18 protein-coding genes are annotated in these 23,295 nt (G+C 61.2%); 7 read left to right on the forward strand and 11 right to left on the reverse strand.

All coding sequences use genetic code 11. The features are described 5' to 3' along the window. Positions 1–118: 118 nt before the first annotated feature. The 10 genes from AC3IT9_RS16575 to AC3IT9_RS16620 form a co-directional block, all read right to left on the reverse strand. Complete coding sequence (locus AC3IT9_RS16575; protein WP_489270400.1) at positions 119–1,897, reverse strand: acyl-CoA dehydrogenase C-terminal domain-containing protein; 1,779 nt, start codon at positions 1,895–1,897, stop codon at positions 119–121. A gap of 6 nt (positions 1,898–1,903) precedes the next feature. Next, positions 1,904–4,423 (reverse strand): efflux RND transporter permease subunit, encoded by a 2,520-nt coding sequence (locus AC3IT9_RS16580; protein WP_489270401.1) that lies wholly within the window; start codon positions 4,421–4,423, stop codon positions 1,904–1,906. 16 nt (positions 4,424–4,439) lie between these two features. Then, a complete protein-coding gene (locus AC3IT9_RS16585) occupies positions 4,440–5,528 on the reverse strand; it encodes a WD40/YVTN/BNR-like repeat-containing protein (protein ID WP_489270402.1) in 1,089 nt (362 codons plus the stop codon). 104 nt (positions 5,529–5,632) lie between these two features. Beyond that, on the reverse strand, positions 5,633–6,991 hold the full coding sequence (locus AC3IT9_RS16590) for a DUF1329 domain-containing protein (RefSeq protein WP_150753250.1): 1,359 nt from the start codon (positions 6,989–6,991) through the stop codon (positions 5,633–5,635). A gap of 35 nt (positions 6,992–7,026) precedes the next feature. Further along, positions 7,027–8,931 (reverse strand): DUF1302 domain-containing protein, encoded by a 1,905-nt coding sequence (locus AC3IT9_RS16595; protein ID WP_489270403.1) that lies wholly within the window; start codon positions 8,929–8,931, stop codon positions 7,027–7,029. Between the two features lie 63 nt (positions 8,932–8,994). Continuing rightward, positions 8,995–10,629, reverse strand: a complete 1,635-nt coding sequence (locus tag AC3IT9_RS16600; protein WP_489270404.1) for a 3-(methylthio)propionyl-CoA ligase — start codon at positions 10,627–10,629, stop codon at positions 8,995–8,997. A 102-nt stretch (positions 10,630–10,731) separates the two neighbouring features. Continuing rightward, positions 10,732–12,018 (reverse strand): MFS transporter, encoded by a 1,287-nt coding sequence (locus AC3IT9_RS16605; protein ID WP_458369526.1) that lies wholly within the window; start codon positions 12,016–12,018, stop codon positions 10,732–10,734. A gap of 110 nt (positions 12,019–12,128) precedes the next feature. Next, the gene (locus tag AC3IT9_RS16610; RefSeq protein WP_150725625.1) at positions 12,129–13,178 is read right to left on the reverse strand and encodes a beta-keto acid cleavage family enzyme; all 1,050 of its coding nucleotides are present in this window, start codon (positions 13,176–13,178) and stop codon (positions 12,129–12,131) included. Between the two features lie 34 nt (positions 13,179–13,212). Next, entirely contained in the window at positions 13,213–13,614 is a 402-nt protein-coding gene (locus AC3IT9_RS16615; RefSeq protein WP_219098065.1) for a carboxymuconolactone decarboxylase family protein, read from the reverse strand. Positions 13,615–13,738: 124 nt separating this feature from the next. Beyond that, positions 13,739–14,563, reverse strand: a complete 825-nt coding sequence (locus tag AC3IT9_RS16620) for an SDR family NAD(P)-dependent oxidoreductase (RefSeq protein ID WP_150725624.1) — start codon at positions 14,561–14,563, stop codon at positions 13,739–13,741. 120 nt (positions 14,564–14,683) lie between these two features. Between AC3IT9_RS16620 and AC3IT9_RS16625 the strand changes: the two genes are divergently transcribed. The 4 genes from AC3IT9_RS16625 (at position 14,684) to puuE (ending at position 18,534) form a co-directional block, all read left to right on the forward strand. Next, positions 14,684–15,718 carry an AraC family transcriptional regulator gene (locus AC3IT9_RS16625; protein WP_489270406.1) on the forward strand — a complete coding sequence of 345 codons (1,035 nt, stop codon included), beginning with the start codon at positions 14,684–14,686 and terminating at the stop codon, positions 15,716–15,718. A 257-nt stretch (positions 15,719–15,975) separates the two neighbouring features. Then, complete coding sequence (gene gfa / locus AC3IT9_RS16630; protein WP_150725622.1) at positions 15,976–16,554, forward strand: S-(hydroxymethyl)glutathione synthase; 579 nt, start codon at positions 15,976–15,978, stop codon at positions 16,552–16,554. Positions 16,555–16,768: 214 nt separating this feature from the next. Further along, positions 16,769–17,641, forward strand: coding sequence for a GNAT family N-acetyltransferase (locus AC3IT9_RS16635; RefSeq protein WP_489270407.1), 873 nt, complete (start codon positions 16,769–16,771; stop codon positions 17,639–17,641). Beyond that, positions 17,641–18,534, forward strand: coding sequence for an allantoinase PuuE (puuE, locus tag AC3IT9_RS16640; protein WP_489270408.1), 894 nt, complete (start codon positions 17,641–17,643; stop codon positions 18,532–18,534). The genes AC3IT9_RS16635 and puuE overlap by 1 nt, the downstream gene beginning before the upstream one ends. A gap of 147 nt (positions 18,535–18,681) precedes the next feature. Here the strand turns inward: puuE and AC3IT9_RS16645 are convergent, their stop codons facing one another. Then, positions 18,682–19,695 carry an FAD:protein FMN transferase gene (locus tag AC3IT9_RS16645; RefSeq protein WP_489270409.1) on the reverse strand — a complete coding sequence of 338 codons (1,014 nt, stop codon included), beginning with the start codon at positions 19,693–19,695 and terminating at the stop codon, positions 18,682–18,684. Between the two features lie 360 nt (positions 19,696–20,055). Here AC3IT9_RS16645 and rsxC point away from each other — a divergent pair, with 360 nt between their 5' ends. The 3 genes from rsxC to msrA all read left to right on the forward strand — a co-directional run bounded on the left by rsxC (position 20,056) and on the right by msrA (position 23,177). After that, positions 20,056–21,456, forward strand: coding sequence for an electron transport complex subunit RsxC (gene rsxC / locus AC3IT9_RS16650; RefSeq protein WP_489270410.1), 1,401 nt, complete (start codon positions 20,056–20,058; stop codon positions 21,454–21,456). Next, positions 21,453–22,400 carry an RnfABCDGE type electron transport complex subunit D gene (locus tag AC3IT9_RS16655; RefSeq protein ID WP_150758797.1) on the forward strand — a complete coding sequence of 316 codons (948 nt, stop codon included), beginning with the start codon at positions 21,453–21,455 and terminating at the stop codon, positions 22,398–22,400. The genes rsxC and AC3IT9_RS16655 overlap by 4 nt, the downstream gene beginning before the upstream one ends. 270 nt (positions 22,401–22,670) lie before the next feature. Beyond that, positions 22,671–23,177: a peptide-methionine (S)-S-oxide reductase MsrA gene (gene msrA / locus AC3IT9_RS16660; RefSeq protein ID WP_150725610.1), complete on the forward strand. Its 507-nt coding sequence runs from the start codon at positions 22,671–22,673 to the stop codon at positions 23,175–23,177. The last annotated feature ends 118 nt before the right edge of the window (positions 23,178–23,295 follow it).

Below are 23,295 nucleotides of genomic sequence, written 5' to 3' on the forward strand. Positions count from 1 at the left end.
GAACAGCATTCGCTGGTGGCAAATAGAGCACCTGCTCCGGTGATAGGCGAATGCTCACCCCGTTTGCGGGTGGAATTATTTTTGTCGCCATCATGTTTAAGGTTCCTTGTCCTTTCAATCAGAACTGATCGGCTTGCAGCTCGTAGAGGCAGTCGCTGCCGGCCTTGGCCGATGCGCTCAACGAGTGGATACGCGGCAGCAACCGGGCGAAGTAGAAACGCGCGGTGGCCAGTTTGCTGGTGTAGAAATCGTCTTCGGCATCGCCGCTCATGACGGCCTTGGCCATGCGCGCCCACATGTAGGCGTACGCGGTGTAGCCGAACACGTGCAGGTACTCGACCGAGGCCGCGCCGATTTCGTTCGGGTTGTTTTGGGCCCGGTCGAGCAGCCACGCGGTCAGGTCGTCGAGGGTGTCGACGGCGGCGTTCAACGGTTGGGTGAACTCGCCGAGGTCCGCGCCAGCGCTGGCGGTGAATTCGCGGATTTCCGAAGCGAACAGACGGTACAGCGCCCCGCCGCTGCCGACGATCTTGCGTCCCGCCAGGTCCAACGACTGGATGCCGTTGGTGCCTTCGTAGATCTGGGTGATGCGCACATCGCGCACCAGTTGCTCCTGGCCCCATTCGCGGATGTAGCCGTGGCCGCCGAAGACCTGCTGGCCGTGGAGGGTGGTTTCCAGGCCCATGTCGGTGAGGAAGGCCTTGGCCACCGGGGTCAGCAGCGACACCAGGTCCTGCGCGCGCTGGCGTGTCGGGGCGTCGTCGCTGTACTTGGCGATGTCCAGTTGCAGGGCCACGTAGCTGGAGAACGCACGGCCGCCTTCGTTCAAGGCTTTCATGGTCAGCAGCATGCGGCGCACGTCCGGGTGCACGATGATCGGGTCGGCGGCCTTGTCCTTGTGCTGCGCGCCGGTCGGTGCGCGGCTTTGCAGGCGGTCACGGGCGTAGGCGACGGCGTTCTGGTACGAACGCTCGCCCTGCGCCAGGCCCTGGATGCCCACGCCCAGACGCTCATAGTTCATCATGGTGAACATCGCCGCCAGGCCTTTGTTCGGTGCGTCGACGATCCAGCCGGTGGCGCCGTCGAAGTTCATCACGCAGGTGGCGGAGGCCTTGATGCCCATCTTGTGTTCGATGGAGCCGCAGGACAGCGCGTTGTTTTCACCCAGCGAACCGTCGGCGTTGACCAGTACTTTCGGCACCAGGAACAGCGAGATGCCTTTCGGCCCGGCCGGTGCATCGGGCAGGCGCGCCAGTACCAGATGGATGATGTTCTCGGTCAGGTCGTGCTCGCCACCGGTGATGAAAATTTTGCTGCCACTGATGGTGTAGCTGCCATCGGCCTGGGGTTCGGCCTTGGTGCGGATCAGGCCCAGGTCGGTACCGGAATGGGCTTCGGTCAGGCACATCGAACCGGTCCAGGTGCCGGCGTACATGTTCGGCAAGTAAGTGGCTTTCAGTTCTTCGCTGGCGTGGGCCTTGATCGACAGGCAGGCGCCGGCGGTCAACATCGGGTACAGGCCGAACGACAGGCTGGCCGCGTTGACCATCTCTTCGACCTGCGCCGAAATCGCCTTGGGCATGCCCATGCCGCCGTACTGCGGATCACCGCCGACACCCACCCAACCGCCTTCGGCGAAGGCTTGATAGGCCTGGGCAAAACCGTCCGGGGCGGTGACCGCGCCGTCATTCCAGGTGCAGCCCTGTTCGTCGCTGGCGCGGTTCAGTGGCGCAATCACTTCGGCGCTGATCTTGCCGGCCTCTTCGAGGATGGCGGCGGCGGTCTCTTCATCGATCACCTCGGCCAGGCCGGGCAATTGTGCCCAGAGCCGGGACACCTGGAAAACCTCGTTGAGGACGAAGCGCATGTCGCGCAGGGGAGCGTTGTAATCAGACATCTTGGCTTACTCGGAAGTGGTCACGACATGCGGCATGCCGGGACGTTCAGTGGATTCAGTGGTTTCGGTTGCCGCGACAGCACCGGGCTGAGGGGCCCGTTCGCGCAGCAGGAAGTACGAAAGCGCGGGAATGAGGATCAGCGCGCCGAGCATGTTCCACAGGAACATGAAGGTCAGCAGGATGCCCATGTCGGCCTGGAACTTGATCGGTGACCAGACCCAGCACACCACGCCCGCGGCGAGGGTGATGCCCACCAGCCCGACCACGCGGCCGGTGAAGGACACGGCGTTGCGGTAGGCCTCGGACAACGGCAAGCCCTGGCGCTGGAAGTGCAACTGCACGCTGAGCAGGTACAAGGCGTAGTCCACGCCGATGCCCACGCCGAGGGCGATCACCGGCAGGGTCGCGACTTTCACGCCGATGCCCATGGCCACCATCAAGGCTTCGCAGAGGATCGAGGTCAGCACCAGCGGCAACAGCGCCACCAGCGTGGCGCGCCAGCTGCGGAAGGTGATCAGGCAGAACAGCGTCACCGCCGCATACACGTACAGCAGCATGGTGCGGTTGGCTTCGCGCACCACGATGTTGGTCGCGGCTTCAATACCGGCAGTACCGGCGGCGAGCAGGAACTGGCGATCGGCGGTGCTGTTGTCCTTGGCGAACTGCTCGGCAATCGCCACCACCGCGTCCAGGGTTTCGGCCTTGTGGTCCTTGAGGAAGGTGATCACCGGCATCAACGAACAGTCGGTGTTGAACAGCTCCGGCGAGTTGACCGAGGCTTGCTGGGCGGCGTAGTTGAGCACGTCCTGGTTGCGCTGGATGCTGTTGAGCTTGGGGTTGCCTTCGTAGGTGCCGGCGGTGATCTGGCGTACCGCGTTGACCAAGGACGCGGTCGCCTGCACGCCCGGATACTGCTGCAGTTCCCAGGCCAGGCGGTCGGCCAGGACCAGGGTCTTGTAGTTCAGGCAGCCTTCCGGCGCGGTCTTGATCATCACCGCGAACAGGTCGCTGGACAGCGCGTAATGCTGGGTGATGTAGGCGTTGTCGCGGTTGTAGCGCGAGTCGGCGCGCAACTCCGGCGCCCCGCTGTCGAGGTCGCCGATCTTCAGGTTCAGGCTGACCATGAAACCGCCGATGCCCATCAACACCGCAACCAGAACCGCGCCGGTGGCCCACTTGGCGGTGGTGAAGCGATCGAGCGCATCCCACAGTTTGCCGAAGCCTTTGTGCTTTTCGGCGCGGTTGTCGATGTTCAGCGCACGCTCGGCGGCTTTCGCGCCGACACCGACGTAGGACAGCGCCACCGGCATCAGCAGCAACGAGGTGAAGATCAGCACCGCGACACCGATGCTGGCGGTGATCGCCAGGTCCTGGATCACCGGGATGTCGATCAGCATCAGCACGGCGAAACCCACAGCGTCAGCGAGCAACGCGGTGACACCGGCGATGAACAGGCGGCGGAAGGTGTAGCGCGCAGCGATCAGTTTATGGGTGCCACGGGCGATGTCCTGCATGATGCCGTTCATCTTCTGCGCGGCATGGGACACGCCGATGGCGAAGATCAGGAACGGCACCAGCACCGAATACGGATCGATGGCGTAACCGAGCCAGGCGACGATGCCCAGTTGCCAGACCACCGCGATCAGCGAGCAGCCGACCACCAGCAGGGTGCTGCGCACGCAACGGGTGTAGCCGTAGATGATGATCAGCGAAGTGACCACGGCCAGGCCGAAGAACATCATCACCTGGATCAGGCCGTCGATCAGGTCACCCATGAGTTTGGCGAAGCCGATCACCCGGACCTTGTAATGGCCGGTGCCTTCGACCCCGGATTGACGCGCAGCGCTGTCGCCGGCGTATTCGATCTTGTCGCGCAACTGCTCTTCAAGCATCTGCGAGAACGCGTGGTAGTTGATGCGCTGGCCACCGGCGGCGGCTTTGTCCATCAGCGGCACGATCAGCATGGTCGACTTGAAGTCGCTGGCCACCAGGCTGCCCACCAGACCGGCGCGGGAGATGTTCTGGCGCAACTGTTCAATGTCGGAAGGCGAGCCCTGATAACTGTCGGGCATCACCGGGCCACCCTGGAAACCGTCCTCGGTGACTTCGGTCCAGCGCACCGCCGGGCTCCACAGCGACTTCATCCACGCGCGGTCGACGCCTTCGGTGAGGAACAGCTGGTCGTTGACCTGCTTGAGCACGTCGAGGTATTGCGGATCGAAAATATCGCCCTCGGTGTTCTCGACCACCACCCGCACCGAGTTGCCCAGACCGCGCAGCGAGTGGCGGTTTTCCAGGAAGTTCTGGATGTACGGCTGGCTCTGCGGAATCATTTTTTCGAAGCTGGGGCGCAACTCCAGGCGAGTCACGGCCATGAAGCCCAGCACCACGGTGGCGAGCGCCATCAGCAGCATGAACAGCGGGCGGTAGTTGAACACCAGCCGTTCGAGGAGGTTGCCGGAGCGCTGGTCGAAATCCCGCAGCTCGCGGATCACCGGCATGGCGTCTTGTTTGATATTGCCCATGTCTGGGTTCTCGCTCTTAGGGTTCGAGGGCTGGATCGGCGGACAGCGTCCGGGCGCCACGGCTGCCCGCTACCACCAACGCGCCAGCGGCGGACTCGGTGGCACCGGCGACCGGGGTCGGTGCCGGTTGCCGCACCAGATGCAACTGCGCGCCCGTCCCTTGGCTGACCAGCATCTGCCCGCCCTGGGTGAACAGGCGGTAATTGCCACGGGCATCGATCAGGCCGGCGGTGATGCTGACGTGCAGGCCGCTGTCCAGTGCGGTCCAGCGCTGGCCGCCGTCGCTGCTGCGCAGCACGTTGCCGCGCAGACCGTAGATCAGCACTTCGCCAGGCTTGCCGAGCACGCCGAAGAAGCTGCCTTGATAAGGCGTCGGCACGGCATTGAAGCGTTGGGCGCTGTCGTCCCACTTGAGCAGCAGGCCCTGCTCGCCAGCGATGTACAGACCGTCGCCGGTGGAGGCGATGGCGTTGAGGTGGAAACCCTGGGGGTTGTCGGTACGGTCCTGGAATGGCGTCCAGGTCAGGCCACCGTCGTCGGTGCGCAGGATCAGGTTGAACACCCCGACCACGTAGCCGGTCTTGTCGTTGGCGAACCAGACGTCGAGCAGCGGTTTGTCCGCGCCCTGCTCGACTAGCCTCTGGCCCTCGGCGACCAGCAGCGGCCATTGCTCATTGCCCGGTTCGGCGCTGGCCAGCGCCGTGTAATGCTTGACCAGCAAGGCGCCGATCTGACGACCGTCGAGCTGCTTGTGCCAGGTCGCGCCAGCGTCGCTGCTGTGCAGCACCACGCCGTCATTACCCACCGCCCAGCCTTGGGTGGTGGTCGGAAAACTCACCGCCGTGAGGTCGGCACTGGCCGGTACGGCGGCCTGTTGCCAATGCTTGCCCGAATCATCGGAAAACAGAATATGGCCACGCTGGCCGACGGTAATCACCCGCCCACCGGCGCGGGCCATGCCGGACAACGGGCTGCTGATGGCCTGAGTGCTCGGTTTGACCGGCAAATCCAGCACATCAACGAAGCTGGCCGCTTGAACGACGCTGTGTAGCGCCAACAACACGACCAACGCCAGCTGCATGATTTTCTTGTTGTAGGAGCACATGACGCGCCCTCATGGCAAAAAGGCGCCGGTGTGCACGCAAGTGCAACCCCGGCGCAAAAACTGTCCGATCACGAATCAGGCAGCATGGAGAGATAACAAGGCCATTAACGAATACCGGCACCCGCGAGCGACTCCGGCGCCCACTGGGTCTTGCTTAATGCCTCGCTGTACTTGATGCCGCCGTAAGGGCCAGGCAGGCCGACGGCGCTGTAGGTTCCACCAATCAAGTCGTAAACCAGATAGGGCGTGGCATCCGGTACCTGCTGGTCATAACTCTGGCTGAGAAAGGTATAAACGCCGCGGTACAACTGCCCCCTCGCATCGTATTGGTCGGAAGCCAGGGCAACCCAGCTATCTTCGTCGAGGTAAAAGCGGCGCTTGGCGTAGATGTGACGGGCACCAGCCTTGAGAGTCGCCTCGACCACCCAGACCCGATGTTTCTCCCAACGCACGAACTCGGGCGCCAGATAGTTAGGGGCCATCATTGGCTTCATGTCCTTCTGATAAGTCACGCGGTAGGTGTTGTACGGAACGATCATTTCCTGCTTGCCGATCAGCTTCCAGTCATACCGGTCCAGTGCGCCGTTGAAGACGAACGCATCGTCCCAGGTAGCGGCACCAGCGGTGCCCGGGTTGGGTGTGTCGTAAGCCAGGCTTGGCGCCAGCTTCACCCGGCGCTGACCCGGCAGGTATTGCCAGCCACGGCGAGGCTGCTCCAAAGGGTTGACCGCGTCGCGTAGCAGCACAGCCTCGCCGGCACGACGGGCCGGACCGGTGTAGGCCAACTTGATCTGGTAATAGGTGTCGGCGGCCGCAAGCGGTTTGGACAGATCGTCATAGGCGGCGTAGTTGATCTGCGCGCTGCCCGTCGTGGCCAGGCTGGCTACACCCGCGGAGTCGACGTTCCAGTTGTCATACTTACTCTGGATGTTGACGCCCTGATAGCGCAGCAGGTGGTTCCAGATGGCCTCGGCGCCGGACTTGGGGATCGGGAACGGTATGCCTGGCAGAGCATTCTCGATGGCATTGCCACCGTTAGTCGAACGAGCCGCGGTGGCATTTTTTACCGTGTTGTCCAACACGCCCCGAGGCAACGCGGCCGTGCGGTGGGTCGGGAAAACCTCGATGCGGAAGCTGGGATAACGCTTGGCCAACTCGGCGGTCACCGCAGTCAGTTGCCCCTTGTATTGGTCGACGTTCTTGCCATCGATCACCAACAGTGGTTTTTCGTTGGCGAAAGGGTCCGGGCGCATGCTGTCGCCCGTCTTGAAGTTGGCTGGAGGGGTGGTCAGGCCACCCTGATACGCCGGAATGGAACCGTCAGCATTTCCGGCTTTTTCGGCGCCGATCAGCGTCAGTTGGTTACCCAGTTTGGCAGCCTCGGTGGCATCGACGGCGGCGTGGGCGGTCCCCGCGAGAACCAGAGCCATAGAGGTAGCCATGAAGGTGTAGGCAAATTTCATTTGTGTACTCCTGCTTGCCTTGAGCAAGGCGTGGATCAAAAAGTGGTTTTCAGCGTCAGGTAAAGAGCGCCACGATCTTCCGTGGCACCTGCGCCGGAGAACGACGCATATCCGCCGCCAAAGCAGGTGTAACGCTGCGTGCCATCCAGGGCATTAGGGGTTGAGCCATCGGTTGCCCCGTTGTCGCACTTCGTGGCTTCACCAAAGGCGTCGACGTACTTGAGGTCGACGTAATACTGGTTGTAGATCGCCGCGCTGACCCCAACGGCGTAGGTGCCGGTATCTTGCGCACCACCGGCGACCACCGGAGAAACACCGTCGAGACCGAGATTGACCGACAGGGGTGCGCTCAGGTCCACACCGGGAAATACCTGGTACCAGGTCGGCGTGAAGTTGACTGCCAGACCCCAGTTGTCACGGGTAGGTTTGTCGATACCGCGGTAGCTGTCGTCGCCCTTGTAAAGCGCCTTGTTTTTGCTATCGAGGCTAAGCAGATTGCTGTAGTACAACTCGCCCAGCAGGCTGGCCGAATCGAACAGCGGCGTGGCAGCGATCGAGACCAGTCCGTTGATGGTCCAGTGCAGCGTGTCGCCAGTGGCGGCCATGCTGTCACCGTCGCGGGGTGCATCGGTGACTACGCCTGTCGCCGGACTCCGTGGCGGGAGCAGACCAAGACCGGACTGTAACCCAGCAGGACCGGCCGAACTGATGATCGCCGGAATACTGGCCAGCGGCATGTTATGGCGCACGTTCAGATCACTACCGACGCTGACCCCACCAAACTCCTTGGCCAGACTGAGGCCGTAGATGTCGATGTCGTCGGCATAGGCGAATTCATACGAGGTGGTGCTGATCGAATTGCGCAGGCCCGCCACCCCGCCAACACTGGTCAGTCCTCGAGTGTCGAGAATCGCTTGAGGAAGAATGTCGGAGGATTTGCGGTAGTAGGCGCTCACCGTGCCGTCCAGCCATTCGGGTGACCATTTGAGCATCAGTCCCCAATCGCCACGATTGTCGGGGGTGTAGTCATCGCCGCGGCGAACGGTTGTCAGTGTACCGTTCGGGCCGGCCAGTCCCGCACCGCCGGTGTGCCCCAGCAGAAAGGACTGAGCACCGAAGCCCACCAGGTCAGAACCACCGTAGTAAGTACCGGCCTCCGGCAAACGCGCGGCATCCCAATCGAGGAAATATTGCGCGCCCACTGTCAGCTCGGGGTTAATGGTCAACGTGGTGGAAATCTGGTTACGCGGCACGAACAGTTCTTTGGCTTCCGTGCCCGGCGAGGCAGCCAGTTTGGCCAGGTCGAGACCGGACTGGCCATAGCTGATCGAATGCACCGGATTGAGAATGGTCTCGCCCCAGAACACGTTGTGTTGACCCGCTTTGACATTGAGCTGGGACTCGTCGCCCACTTCGGTGTTGTAAAACACGAAGGCATCGAGGACTTCACCCGACGGACCACTGTAGTAACGCTGGGCATAGTTGCTCAGGTGCGGGCTGCCAAAAACGGCTGGCGCACCTGGACGCCCGCCAAACCCTGCGATCGACGAAAAATCGTCGTTGCCGTTGGCAAACGGGTTGGAGTTGGAGCCGGCATTGTCATAGGCCTTGTCGTACCAGCTCGCCGTACTGACACGAAAACCGGTCTTGTTCTGGTAGACCACATCCAGTTCGGACAACAGGTCTACACGGTTGGTGATATTGGTGCCGGCCTTGCGGAAATTGTAGTCACCGTCGTTGTTGTTCGGCGTTCCCAACAGGCGCTTGTCGGCCCCTTCGGTGCGCACGCCGTAGTTGTACTTGACGGTGTTGTCGAAACGGATGGAAAAGTCTTCGTTGCCGGTGTCCAGTTCCATAGCATTTGCCGCTGGAAGGCTGACCGTAAGGATGACCGAAACCAGCAACCGGTGCCGCACGGGCAGGAGGTTGTTACTCTTCATTTTCTGATGTGCCTGTGTGTTTTTGTTTTTGTTTTTTTGTAGGGTGTAAACGGAACCTATCGCTCAGGCGGGCAACCGATAGTCACGGAGCATTTCTCGTAACTTCAGTTTCTGTACCTTGCCCGTAGCGGTGTGTGGCAGTTCATCCACGAAAACCACGTCATCGGGCAGCCACCAGCGCGCGACTTTCTCGGTGAGAAAATCGAGCAACGCTTCGCGACTGGCGGATCGGCCACTCTTCAGCACGACGACCAGCAGCGGACGCTCCTGCCATTTCGGGTGGGCAATACCAATCACCGCAGCTTCCGCAACCGCCGGGTGACCAATGACGGCGTTTTCCAGATCGATCGAGGAGATCCATTCACCGCCGGACTTGATGACATCCTTGGCGCGGTCCGTGATCTGCATGTAGCCGTCCGGGTCGATGGTGGCGATATCGCCGGTATCGAACCAACCGTCGCTGTCGAGGATTGGGCCGCCTTCACCGCGAAAGTAGCCACTGGCGATCCACGGGCCTTTGACCAGCAAATGGCCGAATGCCTTGCCATCACGCGGCAAGCACCTGCCCTCGTCATCGATGATCTTCATCGACACACCATAGGGAGCGCGGCCTTGCTTGCCTTGCAGATCAAGGCGTTGTTCGAGGCTTGCATCGACATGTTTAGGCAGCGGATGGCAGACGGTGCCCACCGGTGACATCTCGGTCATGCCCCAGGCGTGCATGACACGGGCATCGAACTGACGCTCGAAGCATTCGACAACCGCACGCGGTGCAGCAGCGCCACCGATGACCACACGGTCCAGGCGCAGTTCGTCGCGCGGTTGCAGACCGGCCTTTTCAACATGTTGCTGCAGCATCATCCACACGGTCGGTACGCCGAGCGCCATGGTCACGCCTTCATCACGCATCAATTCGTAAAGGCTGGCACCGTCCATGGCGGGCCCCGGCAGTACTAGCCGGGCGCCGGACAAGGCGCCGGCATAGGGCATGCCCCAGGCGTTGACATGGAACATCGGCACCACAATCAACGCCACGTCGTTCGCTGACAGGGAAAAGCCGCTGGGTGTGCAGGACATCATCGAGTGCAGTACGGAGGATCGGTGCGAATACAGCACGCCTTTGGGATTACCCGTGGTACCGGAGGTGTAGCACATCGAGGAGGCGCAGCTTTCATCGAGCGATGGCCAATCGAACTGCGGTAATTGGTCGGCGAGCAGCTCTTCATAACAGCGCAGATTGGCTACCTTGATGTCGGGCATGCTCGCCCGATCGCACAGGGCGATGAAGGCTTTGACCGTCGGCAGTTTCGGCGCCAGTTCTTCCACCAGGGCAGAGAAGCTCAGATCGAAAAACAGGTATTGGTCTTCGCCATGGTTGGCAATGAACTCGATCTGCTCAGGGAATAGCCGCGGATTGATGGTATGCAGGACGGCACCCATACCGGATACCCCGAAGTACAACTCCATGTGCCGGTAACCGTTCCAGGCCAGCGTGCCGATGCGCTCACCCGGCTGCACTCCGAGGGTGGTCAGGGCGTTAGCGATCTGCCCGGCGCGGCGGCCGACGTCAGCATATGTGCAGCGATGGATATTGCCTTCTACAGTGCGCGAAACGATTTCGGCATCCGGGTGGGAAACACAGGCGTGTTCAAGCAGCGAAGAAATCAGTAGCGGTTGGTGTTGCATCAGGCCGAGCATCGACGGTCACCTATTATTGTTGGCATGGTGGTTTGGCTGCGCTCAAGGGCAGCACCGCAGCGGGCTACTGCCCGGGACGGGTTGGAGTGAGGAATCTGTCTTTTATGAAGTACGCTCTGCCTGCTGCAGGCGAGCGAGATCATTGCGGTAATGCCGACTGGCCTGCAGGTAGGCGAAAGCCGCGCCGAAACTGGCCAGAGGCACCAGGGTCATGGCGAATCGCAAGTCGAAGGCGTCAGCCAGCACACCGGTGATGAACGGACCGGGTGCAAGTCCGATGATGTTGTTGGCCAGCACCACGACTGCCAGCGCCGAGGCATGGATCGAGGCACTGGTCACATCGCAGATGGCGGCACCGGAAGGCCCGGCGAAACCGGCACCGATCAGCAGGCCGATACCGATCAGTACCAATTGCAGCGGGGTTGGCGGCAGTACAAACGCCGTCAGCATGATCACCGCCGAGATCAGGGCATAGAGCATCGGGACGCGTAGATTGTTGCGATCATCGCGGCGGCTCAGGCGATCGACCAGCATGCCGCCACCGGTCATGCCGATCCCCGCGACCAGCACCAGCAGGCCGGCGCTGGTCGCTGACTGAGTCATGTCCATGCCGTGGTAACGGTTCAGATAGCTGGGCATCCAGGCAATCACCGAGCCCTGGATAAACATCTGCAGACCCGACCCAAGGTAGGTCCATTGCGAGGTCGGTGTGGTCAGCAGTTTGCGCAGCACGGCCTTCAGCGGCATGCGTGCTACCGGGGTTTGAGTGATAGGCTTGGCAGGCTCGCGAACCACCATCGGGTAGATCACCGCGAGCAACAAGCCCCCCGCGCCCACCGCAATAAATGCCATGCGCCAACCGTAATGTTGCGCCAGCACGCCGCCCAGAACCACGCCGAGCACCGAGCCGAACAACGCGGCGGCGAGAAAGGCGCCAATCACCGTGGAGTGCAAGCGACGCGGAAAAACGCTAAGCAGAATCGCACCACCTGCACTGCCGTAACCCGCCTCTCCCAGACCGACCACGGCGCGGGCCATCAGCATTGCGACAAAGTTGCCACTCAGGCCGCAGGCGATAGTTGCCAGTCCCCAGACGATAGCCATGGCCGTGGCACTTTTCACGCGGCCCCAGCGATCGGCCAGCAGGGACACGGGAAAGGTCATGAGCCCCACGGTAAGTGCAACGGCGCTGACCAGCGCGCCGAGCTGAGTGTCGCTCAAAGCCCATTCAACTTTAAGTGAAGGGAAAACGGCATTGATGACCTGGCGCGACATGTAGTCGGACAACATCAAGCCAAATGTCAGCACGAACACCAGCCAGGCGTAGCCACGCGAGACTCGCGGTGCATCATCCACGGCGATGCCAGTGCTGCTGATGGGAAGAGCCATATCGGGCACTCCAGATTGATTCGCAGACAGCGTGATCAAGGGTTTGCGCACGGCAAGGGCCGCACGAAAGATGTCTGCGGTGGAAACCCACCGCAGATTTCAGCCTGGAGCTAGTTCCACATCAGGTTGCCGCGCTGGCCCGGCTGGCGATTCGGTGCCCAGCCAAGTGCCTTGAGCGTTTCATCGGTGCTGGCGTAGCTTTCGCCGATCTTCATGGTGGCGCGGGCTTCGTCGGCAGTGGCGATGTCACGACCCAGGTGCCGGGCCTGCTGCACACACCATTCAATCTGTTGGACGGAGGTCATACGCTCATAACGCGGGCCGGTCAGACAGTCTTCAATGCCGACTCGTACGTGATGCCCCATAGCAATGGCGATGGCATTGGTGGGGTAAATGGTGCGCATGATCGACTCGTTGGTCAGGACCGCACCATCCGGCACACGGCGGGCAAATTCGACCAAATCGGCAGGATGTCGCCCGGCCAGGCCACCACCAATGCCCACGTAACACAGGTTTAGCGGGCCTTTGTACAAGCCGTTGCGCACAATGTGCTCAACGGTTTCCAGCTGATGGACATGACCCAGCATGAAAAATGGCTGGATGCCGTTTTCACACAAGAGGCGCAAGTTGGTTTCATAGAAGCTCGGACCGGCTTCCAGATGCATGTCACGGAATGCAGCCCACATACCTGGATCAGCCAACGATGTACCTTCAACATCCTGCGCCGTCAGCAGCTCGGTGATGTTCATCTGACTGGTGTTGATGGCGATGGTCACCTGATCCGGCTTGACCTCGAGCAACGCCAGGGCGTGGCGCGAGTCATTGGCGGGCCACTGGGCAATGCAACCTGGCTCAGGCGCGAAGGAAATGGACCCGCCCACCTGCAAAATCATTTTTGGCACTGCTTCGCGCAGGCGATGCAACATCTCGTTGAACATCGACATGCGCTTTGAGCCCTTGCCGTCAGCCTCGCGTACATGCACATGCAACAACGTGGCGCCGGCGTTGTAGCAATCAACAGCCTTCTGCACCTGCTCGTCCATGCTTACCGGAATATCTTGCGGAAAGTCGGACGGCATCCATTCAGGGCCGTAGGGCGCAACAGAGATGATCAGCTTGTCCTGGTTTTCCGGGAACAGCGAGTCATGGGTATAAAACATGGTGGTGACCTCGGAATGCGGTATCGAAAGAAATTCAGTAGGTGGTTTGCATTGGGCCGTTAACGGCCAACTTCTGCGCTTCTTCGATAAGCATTGGGGCGCCCACCGCCATGCTGTGGATGCCCAGCACCGAGGTCAGCTGCAACACCGCGAGCACTTCCTCGATGCTGGCGCCGAGCTCCAGGGCCTTGCGGATGTGGCGACGCACGCCTGGGGCATACAAATGAGTGCAGGAGGCATCGACGGCGATCGAGATCAGTTCGATGGTCTTTGGAGCCAGCACGTCGTTGCGCAAGGGATGCACGGCCATAGCGAGGAATTTCTCGATCCACTCGGCGTCCAGTTCGGCCAACGTGTCCCAGGCGGGATTCCAGTTGCCGGCATCGCGCATGGCATCGCAGGTCGGCGTGAAGGGTTTGGACTGATTCAGAGGCATGGACAGTTCCTTTATTTTTGTTAGTGGTTGAACCCACTCTAAGTTCACTGATTCGATTCGGATTGACCGTACGGGACACGCACTTGACCTTTCGGGACATTCGCGTTGGTCACCGCAACTTGCCTCAGATGTAAGTTCCACCCGAGGCATTGATGATCGACCCGACCAAGTAGCACTCGTCGGAGGCTAGGTGGGACACGAGTGCCGCATACTCCTCGGCCTCTCCTATACGCCCCAGCGGAAGGATTTGGTTGAGTACGTTGAGTTGTTCAGGCGATTGCTGATCGAGGAAATGTTCGAAGGCCGGAGTTCGTACGCCCCCGGGGCAGATGGCATTGACCTGAACATTGGCGCCGGCCACCTCATAGGCCACCGAGCGGGTGAATGCGATCACCGCACCCTTGGTCGCGGAATAATGCGGACTGTGAGCGCTCATGGCGGAAATACCGGCGATGCTCGCGATGTTGATGACCTTGCCGTAGCGCTGCGGCTCCATGCGCTGCAAGGCGGCACGGGTGCAAAAGAACACGCCATCAACGTTCACCGCCCAGAAACGCTTCCACTCGGCATCGTCCATGTTGCGGGTAATTTCCAGCGACTGTCGGCGCACCGGCTGCGTGACCAGTGCGTAATGCCGCTTGCGCCGCTCTTCGTCATGGGGCTTGTCTGGCACCAGGGCTGCGTTGTTGACCAGGATGTGTAGTGCGCCGAAACGCGCGTCGATCTGATCGAACATCGTGATCACTTCGCTGCTCGACGAGACATCGCAACGCAGCGCCAGACATTGCGCGCCGCGCTCTTCGATCTCGGCACGCGTGGCCTCAAGCGCCTTTTCGTTGATGTCGCAAATGACCACGTTGGCGCCTTCGCTGGCCAGGCGCAGAGCAATGGCTCGGCCCAGGCCACCTGCTCCTCCGGTCACCAAGGCAACTCGATTGTGCAATTTCATGGGGTAACACTCCGTCATGGTGGTGACGCAATATCGCCCGGTTGCCGGCACGCAACTTGACTTGACGGGACATCAACCTGCTAATCTGATAAATCGCTGTCCCGGATTGGTAAATCACCCATGAGCGGTCTCGTTCGCAGTGCCAGCTTGACTAATTACGCGGAAATAGCCCGATCGCTGCACGTTGATTATCTGCAGCAATTGCGCCTCGTCAGTCTCGATCCGCGATGCCTGCTTCAACCCGACTTGAAAATCCCCACCGAAGCCGTAGCACAGTTGCTGGAAAGTTCGGCACGTGAGGCCGGTGTGGATGATTTTGGTTTGCGCATGGCGGAAACTCGAAAGCTCTCCAATCTGGGACCTCTGGCACTGCTATGGCGCGACGAGCCGACTATCCGTTCGGCACTGGAAGCGTTCCGCGATTTCCTTTACCTGCACAATCAGGGGCTGGTATTGAATATCGAGGAAAGTGGCGGCGTGGTGGTTTTGCGCATGGAGCAGGTCACGGTGGGCAACCTGCCGGTGCGCCAGGCGATGGAGCTTTCAGTGGCGGTGACTCACCGCTTGCTGAAAACCTTGCTGGGTAACCACTGGCATCCCTCAGTGGTTTGCTTCCGTCACGCGGCGCCGCTCGACGACAGCCGACACCGCCGAGTGTTCGCCACCTCCGTGCAGTTCGATAGCCTGATGGATGGCATCGTCTGTCGTAGTGTCGACCTCGACAAAACCCTGCCCAGCGCCGATCCGGATATGGCCCGTTATGTTCATCAGTACCTGGAAAGTATCCGCGAAGACTCCAGGACTGCTTTGCTTGAGCAGGTGCGTCAGATGATCTGGATGCTGCTGCCCACGGGGCGCTGCTCGGTAGAACAAGTAGCGGGCAACCTGGGCATTGACAGACGGACACTGCATCGAAAGCTGGTACAGGAAGGTGAAACATTTTCCTCACTGTTGGATCAGGTGCGAGCAGAGTTGGCAATGCGCCACTTGGCACATTCCAATCATCCTTTGAGTGAGATAGCCGGCGTCCTGGGTTTTTCCGAGCTCAGTGCCTTCTCCCGTTGGTTCAGTCGGCACTTCGATTGCAGTCCATCGACCTGGAGGGCTCGGCAAACGAACGCAACCCTTGGACATGTGTGTGTGGATTCCCTCTGAATTCTGCACCCTCGCCCGTGCGCTGGCCCTGGCCGCGCTCGAGGCGTCATCGCAGACTATTCTTGATCTGGGTAACCGACCGGTCGCACCGAAGGAGGTCGCTCGTTTATGCACTGTGCCCTTTTCGAAACCCGCCGCGGTTCGATCTGATGCATGAAGGCAAATCGATCCGCGCCGTCATCGAGTTCCGATGAACTACCGGTCTGGGGCACGGCCCCAGGCACTTTTGTCTGCCCCCCTGAAACGGAGACGCCAGCATGAGCACCTTGCAACTTCACCCTGCACTGGACAATGGTATCCAACCCGCCGCCGCGAATTTCACAGGTGGCACCCTGCAATGCCTGTGTGCGACCGACAAGGTCGAGGTCAAGATCGACGCACAAACGCTGTATAACCACGCGTGCGGCTGCAGCAAATGCTGGAAACCACAAAACGCGACATTCGCCGTCATCGCCGTGGTGCCTCGAGATAAGGTCAGCGTCATTGCCCACGGCGAAAAACTGGCGATTGTCGACGAATCCGCCACCATCCAGCGCCACGCCTGCAAGCAGTGTCACGCTCATCTCTTTGGGCGCATCGAGAACAAGAACCATGCGTTTTATGGCCTGGACTTCGTCCACACCGAGCTTTCGCCACAGCGCGGATGGGCTGCGCCGGGATTCGCGGCGTTCGTGTCCTCGATCATCGAAACCGGCACACCGCCAGCGCAAATGAAGGCTATCCGCGAGCGCTTGCGCTCGATCGGCCTGGAACCCTATGACTGCCTGTCCCCGGATTTGATGGACGCACTGGCGACTCATGTCGCCAAACAGAAAGGCCTGCTCCCCGCCGCCTGATTGATCGGTCGCCGCGGTTTCTTTTCCGGACCGCGGCTGCGACTCACCTTTGATGTTGTACGCCCCCGCTTGCCCGCGAAAGCTGCGCCGCGGGCAGGCCAGGCGCCTGCAGGTAACGTGACGACCTGGATCAATACTCCGGTTGAAGCTATACCGAAAGGGTTCAGAGTGGGATGGACCACACGCTCGATTAGCGACTGAGGAGAACTTCGCGGTGTCGAATCAGCTGGTCATACGCAACATGACCCGTCCCGAGCTGGACGAGCTCGTCGATTGGGCTGCCCGTGAGGGTTGGAATCCCGGCCTTCACGATGCCGAGCTGTTCTGGGCTACGGACCCTGCCGCCTTCATCGCGGCGTACCAGGGTAGCGAATTGATCGGCGGCGGTGCCATCACCTCCTACAACGGCGAATTCGGTTTCATGGGTTTTTTCATCGTCCGGCCTGAATATCGCGGTCAAGGTCTGGGCAATACCCTCTGGCATGCACGCCGCGAGCGACTCCTCGCCCGCCTGCACCCAGGCGCGAGCATCGGCATGGACGGCGTCTTCGCGATGCAGGACTACTACGCCAAGGGTGGTTTCGTCTTCTCCCATCGCAACATGCGTTTTCGTGCCAATCTCACCGCCCGCCCGACGACCTCGCAGGTAGACGACCAGGACATCGTTCCGTTGGCCACCTTCCCGTTCGATCAGGTTGTCGATTACGACCGCACCTGCTTCCCCGCCGCGCGCGCAACCTTCCTGAGCGGGTGGATAGCCCAGGCCGATGCACTCGCCGTGGGCTGCCAGCGCGAGGGCAGGCTAAGCGGCTATGGCGTAGCAAGGCGCTGCCGGGAAGGCTACAAGATCGGCCCCTTGTTCGCCGATGACGCCCTGGCAGCCAATGCCCTCTACGCGCGCCTGGCGGAATTTGCCGAGGGCGGCCCGCTGTTTCTCGATGCGCCGGAGAATAACCCCGCCGCGATGGCGCTCGTGCACCAACAGGGCATGATCGAGGTTTTCGGCTGCGCACGCATGTACCTCGGCCCTCCTCCGGCGATCGCGCACGAACGTGTGTTCGGCGTCACGACCTTCGAGCTGGGCTGATGTCCGCTCGCGACCTCGTCGGTTATGGCGGCTGCCCACCCCACCCGCGATGGCCCGGTGAGGCGCGCGTCGCGGTCCAGTTCGTACTCAACATCGAAGAAGGCGCGGAGTCATGCATCCTCAATGGCGATGCACAGTCGGAGGCCTGGCTTCACGAGCTACCGGGCCGCCCGCCGCGCGTGGGGGAACCGGACTTGAGCGTCGAGGGCATGTACGAATACGGATCGCGCGCAGGTGTGTGGCGCATTCTGCAGCTGTTCAGCGCCCGAGGCCTGCCGCTGACCGCCTTCGCCGTCGGCCGGGCACTGGAACTCACCCCGGCGATTGGCCATGCGCTCTGCGCTGCCGGGCATGAGATTGCCGGGCATGGCTACCGTTGGCTGGACTATCGCGACATGCCTGAAGACCAGGAGCGGCGCCATATCCGCCTCACCCTCGACGTGATCGAGCAGATCTGCGGTAAACGCCCCACAGGTTGGTACACAGGAAGGGTCAGCCAGAACACCCGTCGCCTGTTGCATGAGGAAGGTGGGTTTCTCTATAGCTCAGACGCCTACAACGATGATCTGCCCTATTGGCTCCCAGGCTCGCCCGCCCACCTGGTGATCCCTTACACATTGGTCAACAACGACGCCCGCTACCTGCTGCCCAATGGTTTCGCCTGCGGTGAAGACTTCTTCCGGCTGCTCAAGGATGCTTTCGACCTGCTGTGGCAGGAGGGCGCGCAACACCCGAAGATGATGAGCATCGGCCTGCATGGGCGGATCAGTGGCCATCCTGGTCGTGCGATGGCGCTGGCGCGCTTTCTCGATTACGTGCAAGGCCACGACGCGGTGTGGATCTGCCGGCGCGAAGAGATTGCCAGGCACTGGATAGCCCAATTCCCCGCCTGAGTGGTAATTGGTTCGGAGCGGCCTGAGCCACGCTGGCGTATCAATGTGGCTATCCTTCACCAAGGTGTAATCGAGGAAGAAGGTAGCCTGGGGGGATATCCTGGTAACCTTGGGAGCAAGCGTTTAGAAAGGCGCGGCTTCCTTCAACTACTGCTTCGTCTTGCCCTGCCCTGGAAACAACGACTCGAATCGCGGCGTCGCCCGGGCAACGAAACCCTGCCCCTGGCGCATGATGAAATAGGCAGCGAGGTCATGCCGCTCGGCGAAGGCATAGCCTTCCTCCGGGCCGAGCACCATCAACAGCGTAGACAAGCCATCGGCATGCAGCCCCGAAGGGTCGACCACCGTCACTGCCGCCAGCGCGTGCTTCACCGGCCTGCCGACACGTGGATCGAAGGTGTGCGAATAGCGCTGACCACCTTCCTCGAAATAGTTGCGATAATCCCCGGAGGTGGAAACGCTGTAGCCATCCAGTGCAATGGCGCGCGCCACTTGCTGCTCGCTTGCGCCGCTCGGCACCTCCAGGGCGATGCGCCAGGGCGAGCCATCCGGCTTGCGGCCGACCGCCTTGAGTTCGCCGGTGATCTCGACCAGATAGGCCTGGATACCCAGGGCCGAAAGCCTATCGCCGACCCGATCCACCGCATAGCCGGCGACCATGCTGTCGAAATCCAGTTGCGCCGCCACATCCTTGCACAGCTTTTCGCCATCCAGGCGCAAGTGCTGATGCCCTACCCGTGCCCGCTCCCGTGCCAGCGCGCCAGCATCCGGCAAGTGCTCCCCCCGTGACTGCGGACCGAAGCCCCAGAGGTTCATCAATGGTTGCACCGTCAGGTCGAAAGCCCCGCCACTCTCGCGGAACAGAAACTCACCGTACGCCAGCAAGCGATGCATATCTTCCGGCAACGCCTGACAGGCGCCGGCCGGCAGATCGTTGAAGCGGGAAACCACGGAGTCGCCGCGCCAGTTGGAAAACTGCTGGTCGAGCGCCCCGAGTATCGTCTCGACTTCGGCCTTTACTCGCTGCGAGTCGGGCGTCTGCGCGGCGGGTACGTACTGGATCGAAAAAGTGCTCCCCATGGTCGGTCCGGAAACGCGCTCGATCCGTTCGCCACAGCCATACAGCAACGTCAACAACATCACCAGCAGGCTTACGCGCATCAATCACCACCTCTCTGATCCCGGCTGCCCCTTCGCGGCGCGCTTTTTTACCCAAACTGCGGGCACCACTGCTTACAAGAGATTAAAGCTGCATTGCCGGAAATAGCGCCCGGCACGCCCCGCACGTTGGCGCTACCCGCCCCGATCACTGCCTGACCGCTCCCACGCGCCCGCACGGGATGACCAACCGTCCATCAGCAAGCCTGATCAAAAAATGAACAAAGCCTCCATTCGGCACTCTGAGTTCCGCGGGTGATCAATTGTCCCCCTCCCTTTCCGCTCCACGTCCCGGAAGCAAAAAAACCATTATGTGCATTAGTGCACAGGGGTGTTTTTTGCCAAAAAATTGGAGGACAGAAAATGTCTAGCCATTCGTTGCAGAGCGTCGAACGCATGCAGAGCCGCGTCCGCGCCCAGCGTCAGCCGCAACAGAAACCCTTCTGGCGCAGCCTGCTGGCCATCGCCTCACCCTCACAGCGGAGTTGGCACGGAGGCGTCGAGCTCAGGGGCTACAAAGAATTATCCAACGCCACGCCGGTTGCCCCGGTCGCGGTCGAAAACATACAGCTGGCGATTCCGCTCGAGCGGGGTCGCCGTTCTGTCCAGCCTTGCGTGCAGCCGGGACAGCATGTGCGCAAGGGCGAGGTGATCGGTATTGGCGATGACAACACCCCTTGGGTGCATGCCAGCACCTCCGGCATCGTGGAACGGATTGATCTCGCCTTCGCAGCCGACTCGGCCGAGCCGGTCATGGCCGTCATTCTGAACGCCGATGGTCTGGATGAGTGGATCGAACGCCCAGTGCTGGGGCTACCGCAAACGCCCGAGGCGCTGGTCGAACGAGCATTGCAGATGGGCATAGTCGGCCTTGGTGGGGCGGGTTTCCCGACGGCCCTCAAGCTGGCTGGCGCCCAGCAGCCCGATCTTCTGCTGATCAACGGTGCCGAATGCGAGCCCTTCCTTACCTGCGATGACCGTCTCATGCGCGAACGTGCCGAGGCGCTGATCGAGGCCGCCGACTATGTCGCCGCGCTGATGGGAATAACGCTGACCCGATTTGGTATCGAAACCAACAAACCTGAGGCGATGGCTGCGTTACGCGCCGCCACTCGCCGGGCGCGCACCCGGGTCGAAATATGTCCGCTACCGGCGCGTTACCCGGCAGGGGGGCAGCCGTTGATGATCAAGAGCCTTAGTGGCCGCAACCTGGCGCCAGGGACCCTGCCCGCCGATATCGGCGTACTGGCGCTGAATGTCGCGACGCTCTACGCACTGGGCCGGGCCATCTTCCACGGCGAACCACTGGTAAGACGCGTGCTGACGCTGACCGGGAACTGCGAGCGCCCCGGGAATGTCCTGGTGCCAGTGGGTTACCCGGTCAGCGCACTGCGCGCAGTTGCTGGCGCGGCCCCCGAAGGCCAGTTGACCCAGGTCGGCGGGCCGATGATGGGACAGCCGTTACCGGACCCCACTGCCGTCATCAGCAAGACCAGTAGTTGCCTGATATTCGGCGCCGAGCGCTACTTGCCGGCACCTCAGCCCGCAGGCAGTTGCATTCGCTGTACGCGCTGTGTGGATGTCTGCCCGATGTTGCTCAGACCGCTGGATCTCTACGCTGCTGCCGAACGTCTTGACAAGGCCAGCCTGCTGGACCTGCGATTGGATGCCTGTATCGAATGCGGCAGCTGCAGCAGCACCTGCCCAAGCAATCTGCCGCTGCGCGAACGTTTCCGCCAGAGCAAGACGGAGCTACGTGCATGAGCCTGATACTCCGTCCTACCGCGCACCGACAACTGCGCACAATGATGCTGCTGGTCAGCCTGTGTCTCCTGCCGGGTACCGCCCTGTACGCCTGGCAATTTGGCATCGTGGTCTGGTTGCAGACCTTCTGGTGCGTGCTGCTCGCCCTGGGCTTCGAAGCCGGCCTGCTGCGCCTGCGCGGACGTAATGTCCGCGAGGGCTTGAGCGACCTGAGCTGGCTGGTGCTAGGCCTGATACTGGCTCGGGCATTGCCGCTGCTGGTGCCGCTGTGGATGATCGCCCTGGCCAGTTTTGCCGCGCTCGCACTGTGTAAACACGGCAGTGGAGGCCTGGGTCGCAACCGCCTCAACCCCGCCATGGTTGGCTTGGGGATCATCGCTATCTGCTTCTACCAGCAACTGTACCCTGCGCCTTCGAACTATGCCCCCTGGACTCTCACCCTGGACGCCAAGGCGGTTCTTCTACAACAGTTGCAGCTGGCGCCACGCCTTAACCTCGATGCGTTCGCCGGCGCCACTCAGTTGGCCAAGAACCAGTTCACACTGATCACCCCCAATCTGTCGGGGTACGGCTACATTGCCGGCGGTTTGCTACTGGCAGTCCTGCGGGTGATCCGAATCGAGATTCCGCTGGCGATGCTCGCGAGCACAGTATTGCTGTGTATGGCAGCCGGCCATAGCCTACAGGAAAGCCTGTACAGCCTCAGTCTCGGTGGCTATCTCTTCACCGCCTTCTTCATCGCCACCGATCCGGTCACCAGTCCCGATACACGCGCCGGTCGCATCCTGTTCGGCGCGGCCATTGGCGCGCTGACTGAATTGATTCGCGAATTCGGGCTTTATGCCGATGGTCTCTGCTTCGCCGTGCTAGCCGCCAATCTGCTGGTACCGCAGATCGACCGGTTGGTGCTGCGCATACAGCGCCCCGTACATACGAACACCTGACACTGAGAGCGTACGCAGCGAGTAGCCAGCGCCTCTTTTGCGTCAGAGCCTCACCCTCAATGAAGTGGCCAGGCAGCTAAATAGCTGCCCTCGGAAAACACTAGACCAGGAAACACCCGCTGAGCGATTTAGCCAGACTGTTGCATTGACCGGTTGAATCCACAGCCAAAAAGCGATCATTCCAGTTCTGTTTGCGCGAATCCTTGGAATTGGCCAACACGCCCTCATAACAATGGCTATACCCAATATCCCCGTGAGGAAGGACAGACCATGACCAGACAAACCGAAACTGCCATTCTCGCCGGCGGCTGCTTCTGGGGCATGCAGGATCTGCTGCGGCGCTATCCCGGTGTGCTGCGCACTCGGGTCGGGTACACCGGCGGCGATGTGCCGAATGCCACCTACCGCAACCATGGCAACCACGCCGAAGCCATCGAGATCGTCTTCGACCCTGCCGTGATCAGCTACCGGCAGATCCTTGAGTTCTTCTTCCAGATACACGACCCCAGCACGCCAAACCGTCAGGGTAATGACCTGGGCCCCAGCTATCGTTCGGCGATCTACTACCTCAGCGAACAGCAACGCGACATCGCCGAGGACACCGCTGCCGATGTCGATGCTTCACACCTGTGGCCAGGCCGAGTAGTCACCGAAATCGAACCGGCAGGGCCCTTTTGGGAAGCGGAACCGGAGCACCAGGATTACCTCGAACGTATACCGAATGGCTACACATGCCACTTCATCCGCCCGAACTGGAAGCTCCCCAAGCGCGCCTGAGAGTCGCGCTTGTGAGGCGCAGAGGTGACCGCTTCTGGCCGATTTTTGCCTGTCGCCACCGTCAGCTTCGGGTCGACTGCAGCCCTTCGCGACAGGCAACGATCGGCCACTAGCTGAC

Source organism: Pseudomonas sp. KH_046_1, from assembly GCF_057839025.1.

What these genes read in the sequence shown, in the direction of transcription:
- AC3IT9_RS16590 (WP_150753250.1), bottom strand. Translation starts at nt 6,991, where the DNA reads ATGAAATTTGCCTACACCTTCATGGCTACCTCTATGGCTCTGGTTCTC.
- AC3IT9_RS16585 (WP_489270402.1), bottom strand. Translation starts at nt 5,528, where the DNA reads ATGTGCTCCTACAACAAGAAAATCATGCAGCTGGCGTTGGTCGTGTTG.
- AC3IT9_RS16610 (WP_150725625.1), bottom strand. Translation starts at nt 13,178, where the DNA reads ATGTTTTATACCCATGACTCGCTGTTCCCGGAAAACCAGGACAAGCTG.
- gfa (WP_150725622.1), top strand. Translation starts at nt 15,976, where the DNA reads ATGAGCACCTTGCAACTTCACCCTGCACTGGACAATGGTATCCAACCC.
- AC3IT9_RS16620 (WP_150725624.1), bottom strand. Translation starts at nt 14,563, where the DNA reads ATGAAATTGCACAATCGAGTTGCCTTGGTGACCGGAGGAGCAGGTGGC.
- AC3IT9_RS16625 (WP_489270406.1), top strand. Translation starts at nt 14,684, where the DNA reads ATGAGCGGTCTCGTTCGCAGTGCCAGCTTGACTAATTACGCGGAAATA.
- AC3IT9_RS16580 (WP_489270401.1), bottom strand. Translation starts at nt 4,423, where the DNA reads ATGGGCAATATCAAACAAGACGCCATGCCGGTGATCCGCGAGCTGCGG.
- msrA (WP_150725610.1), top strand. Translation starts at nt 22,671, where the DNA reads ATGACCAGACAAACCGAAACTGCCATTCTCGCCGGCGGCTGCTTCTGG.
- rsxC (WP_489270410.1), top strand. Translation starts at nt 20,056, where the DNA reads ATGTCTAGCCATTCGTTGCAGAGCGTCGAACGCATGCAGAGCCGCGTC.
- AC3IT9_RS16605 (WP_458369526.1), bottom strand. Translation starts at nt 12,018, where the DNA reads ATGGCTCTTCCCATCAGCAGCACTGGCATCGCCGTGGATGATGCACCG.
- puuE (WP_489270408.1), top strand. Translation starts at nt 17,641, where the DNA reads ATGTCCGCTCGCGACCTCGTCGGTTATGGCGGCTGCCCACCCCACCCG.
- AC3IT9_RS16645 (WP_489270409.1), bottom strand. Translation starts at nt 19,695, where the DNA reads ATGCGCGTAAGCCTGCTGGTGATGTTGTTGACGTTGCTGTATGGCTGT.
- AC3IT9_RS16655 (WP_150758797.1), top strand. Translation starts at nt 21,453, where the DNA reads ATGAGCCTGATACTCCGTCCTACCGCGCACCGACAACTGCGCACAATG.
- AC3IT9_RS16600 (WP_489270404.1), bottom strand. Translation starts at nt 10,629, where the DNA reads ATGCTCGGCCTGATGCAACACCAACCGCTACTGATTTCTTCGCTGCTT.
- AC3IT9_RS16575 (WP_489270400.1), bottom strand. Translation starts at nt 1,897, where the DNA reads ATGTCTGATTACAACGCTCCCCTGCGCGACATGCGCTTCGTCCTCAAC.
- AC3IT9_RS16615 (WP_219098065.1), bottom strand. Translation starts at nt 13,614, where the DNA reads ATGCCTCTGAATCAGTCCAAACCCTTCACGCCGACCTGCGATGCCATG.
- AC3IT9_RS16595 (WP_489270403.1), bottom strand. Translation starts at nt 8,931, where the DNA reads ATGAAGAGTAACAACCTCCTGCCCGTGCGGCACCGGTTGCTGGTTTCG.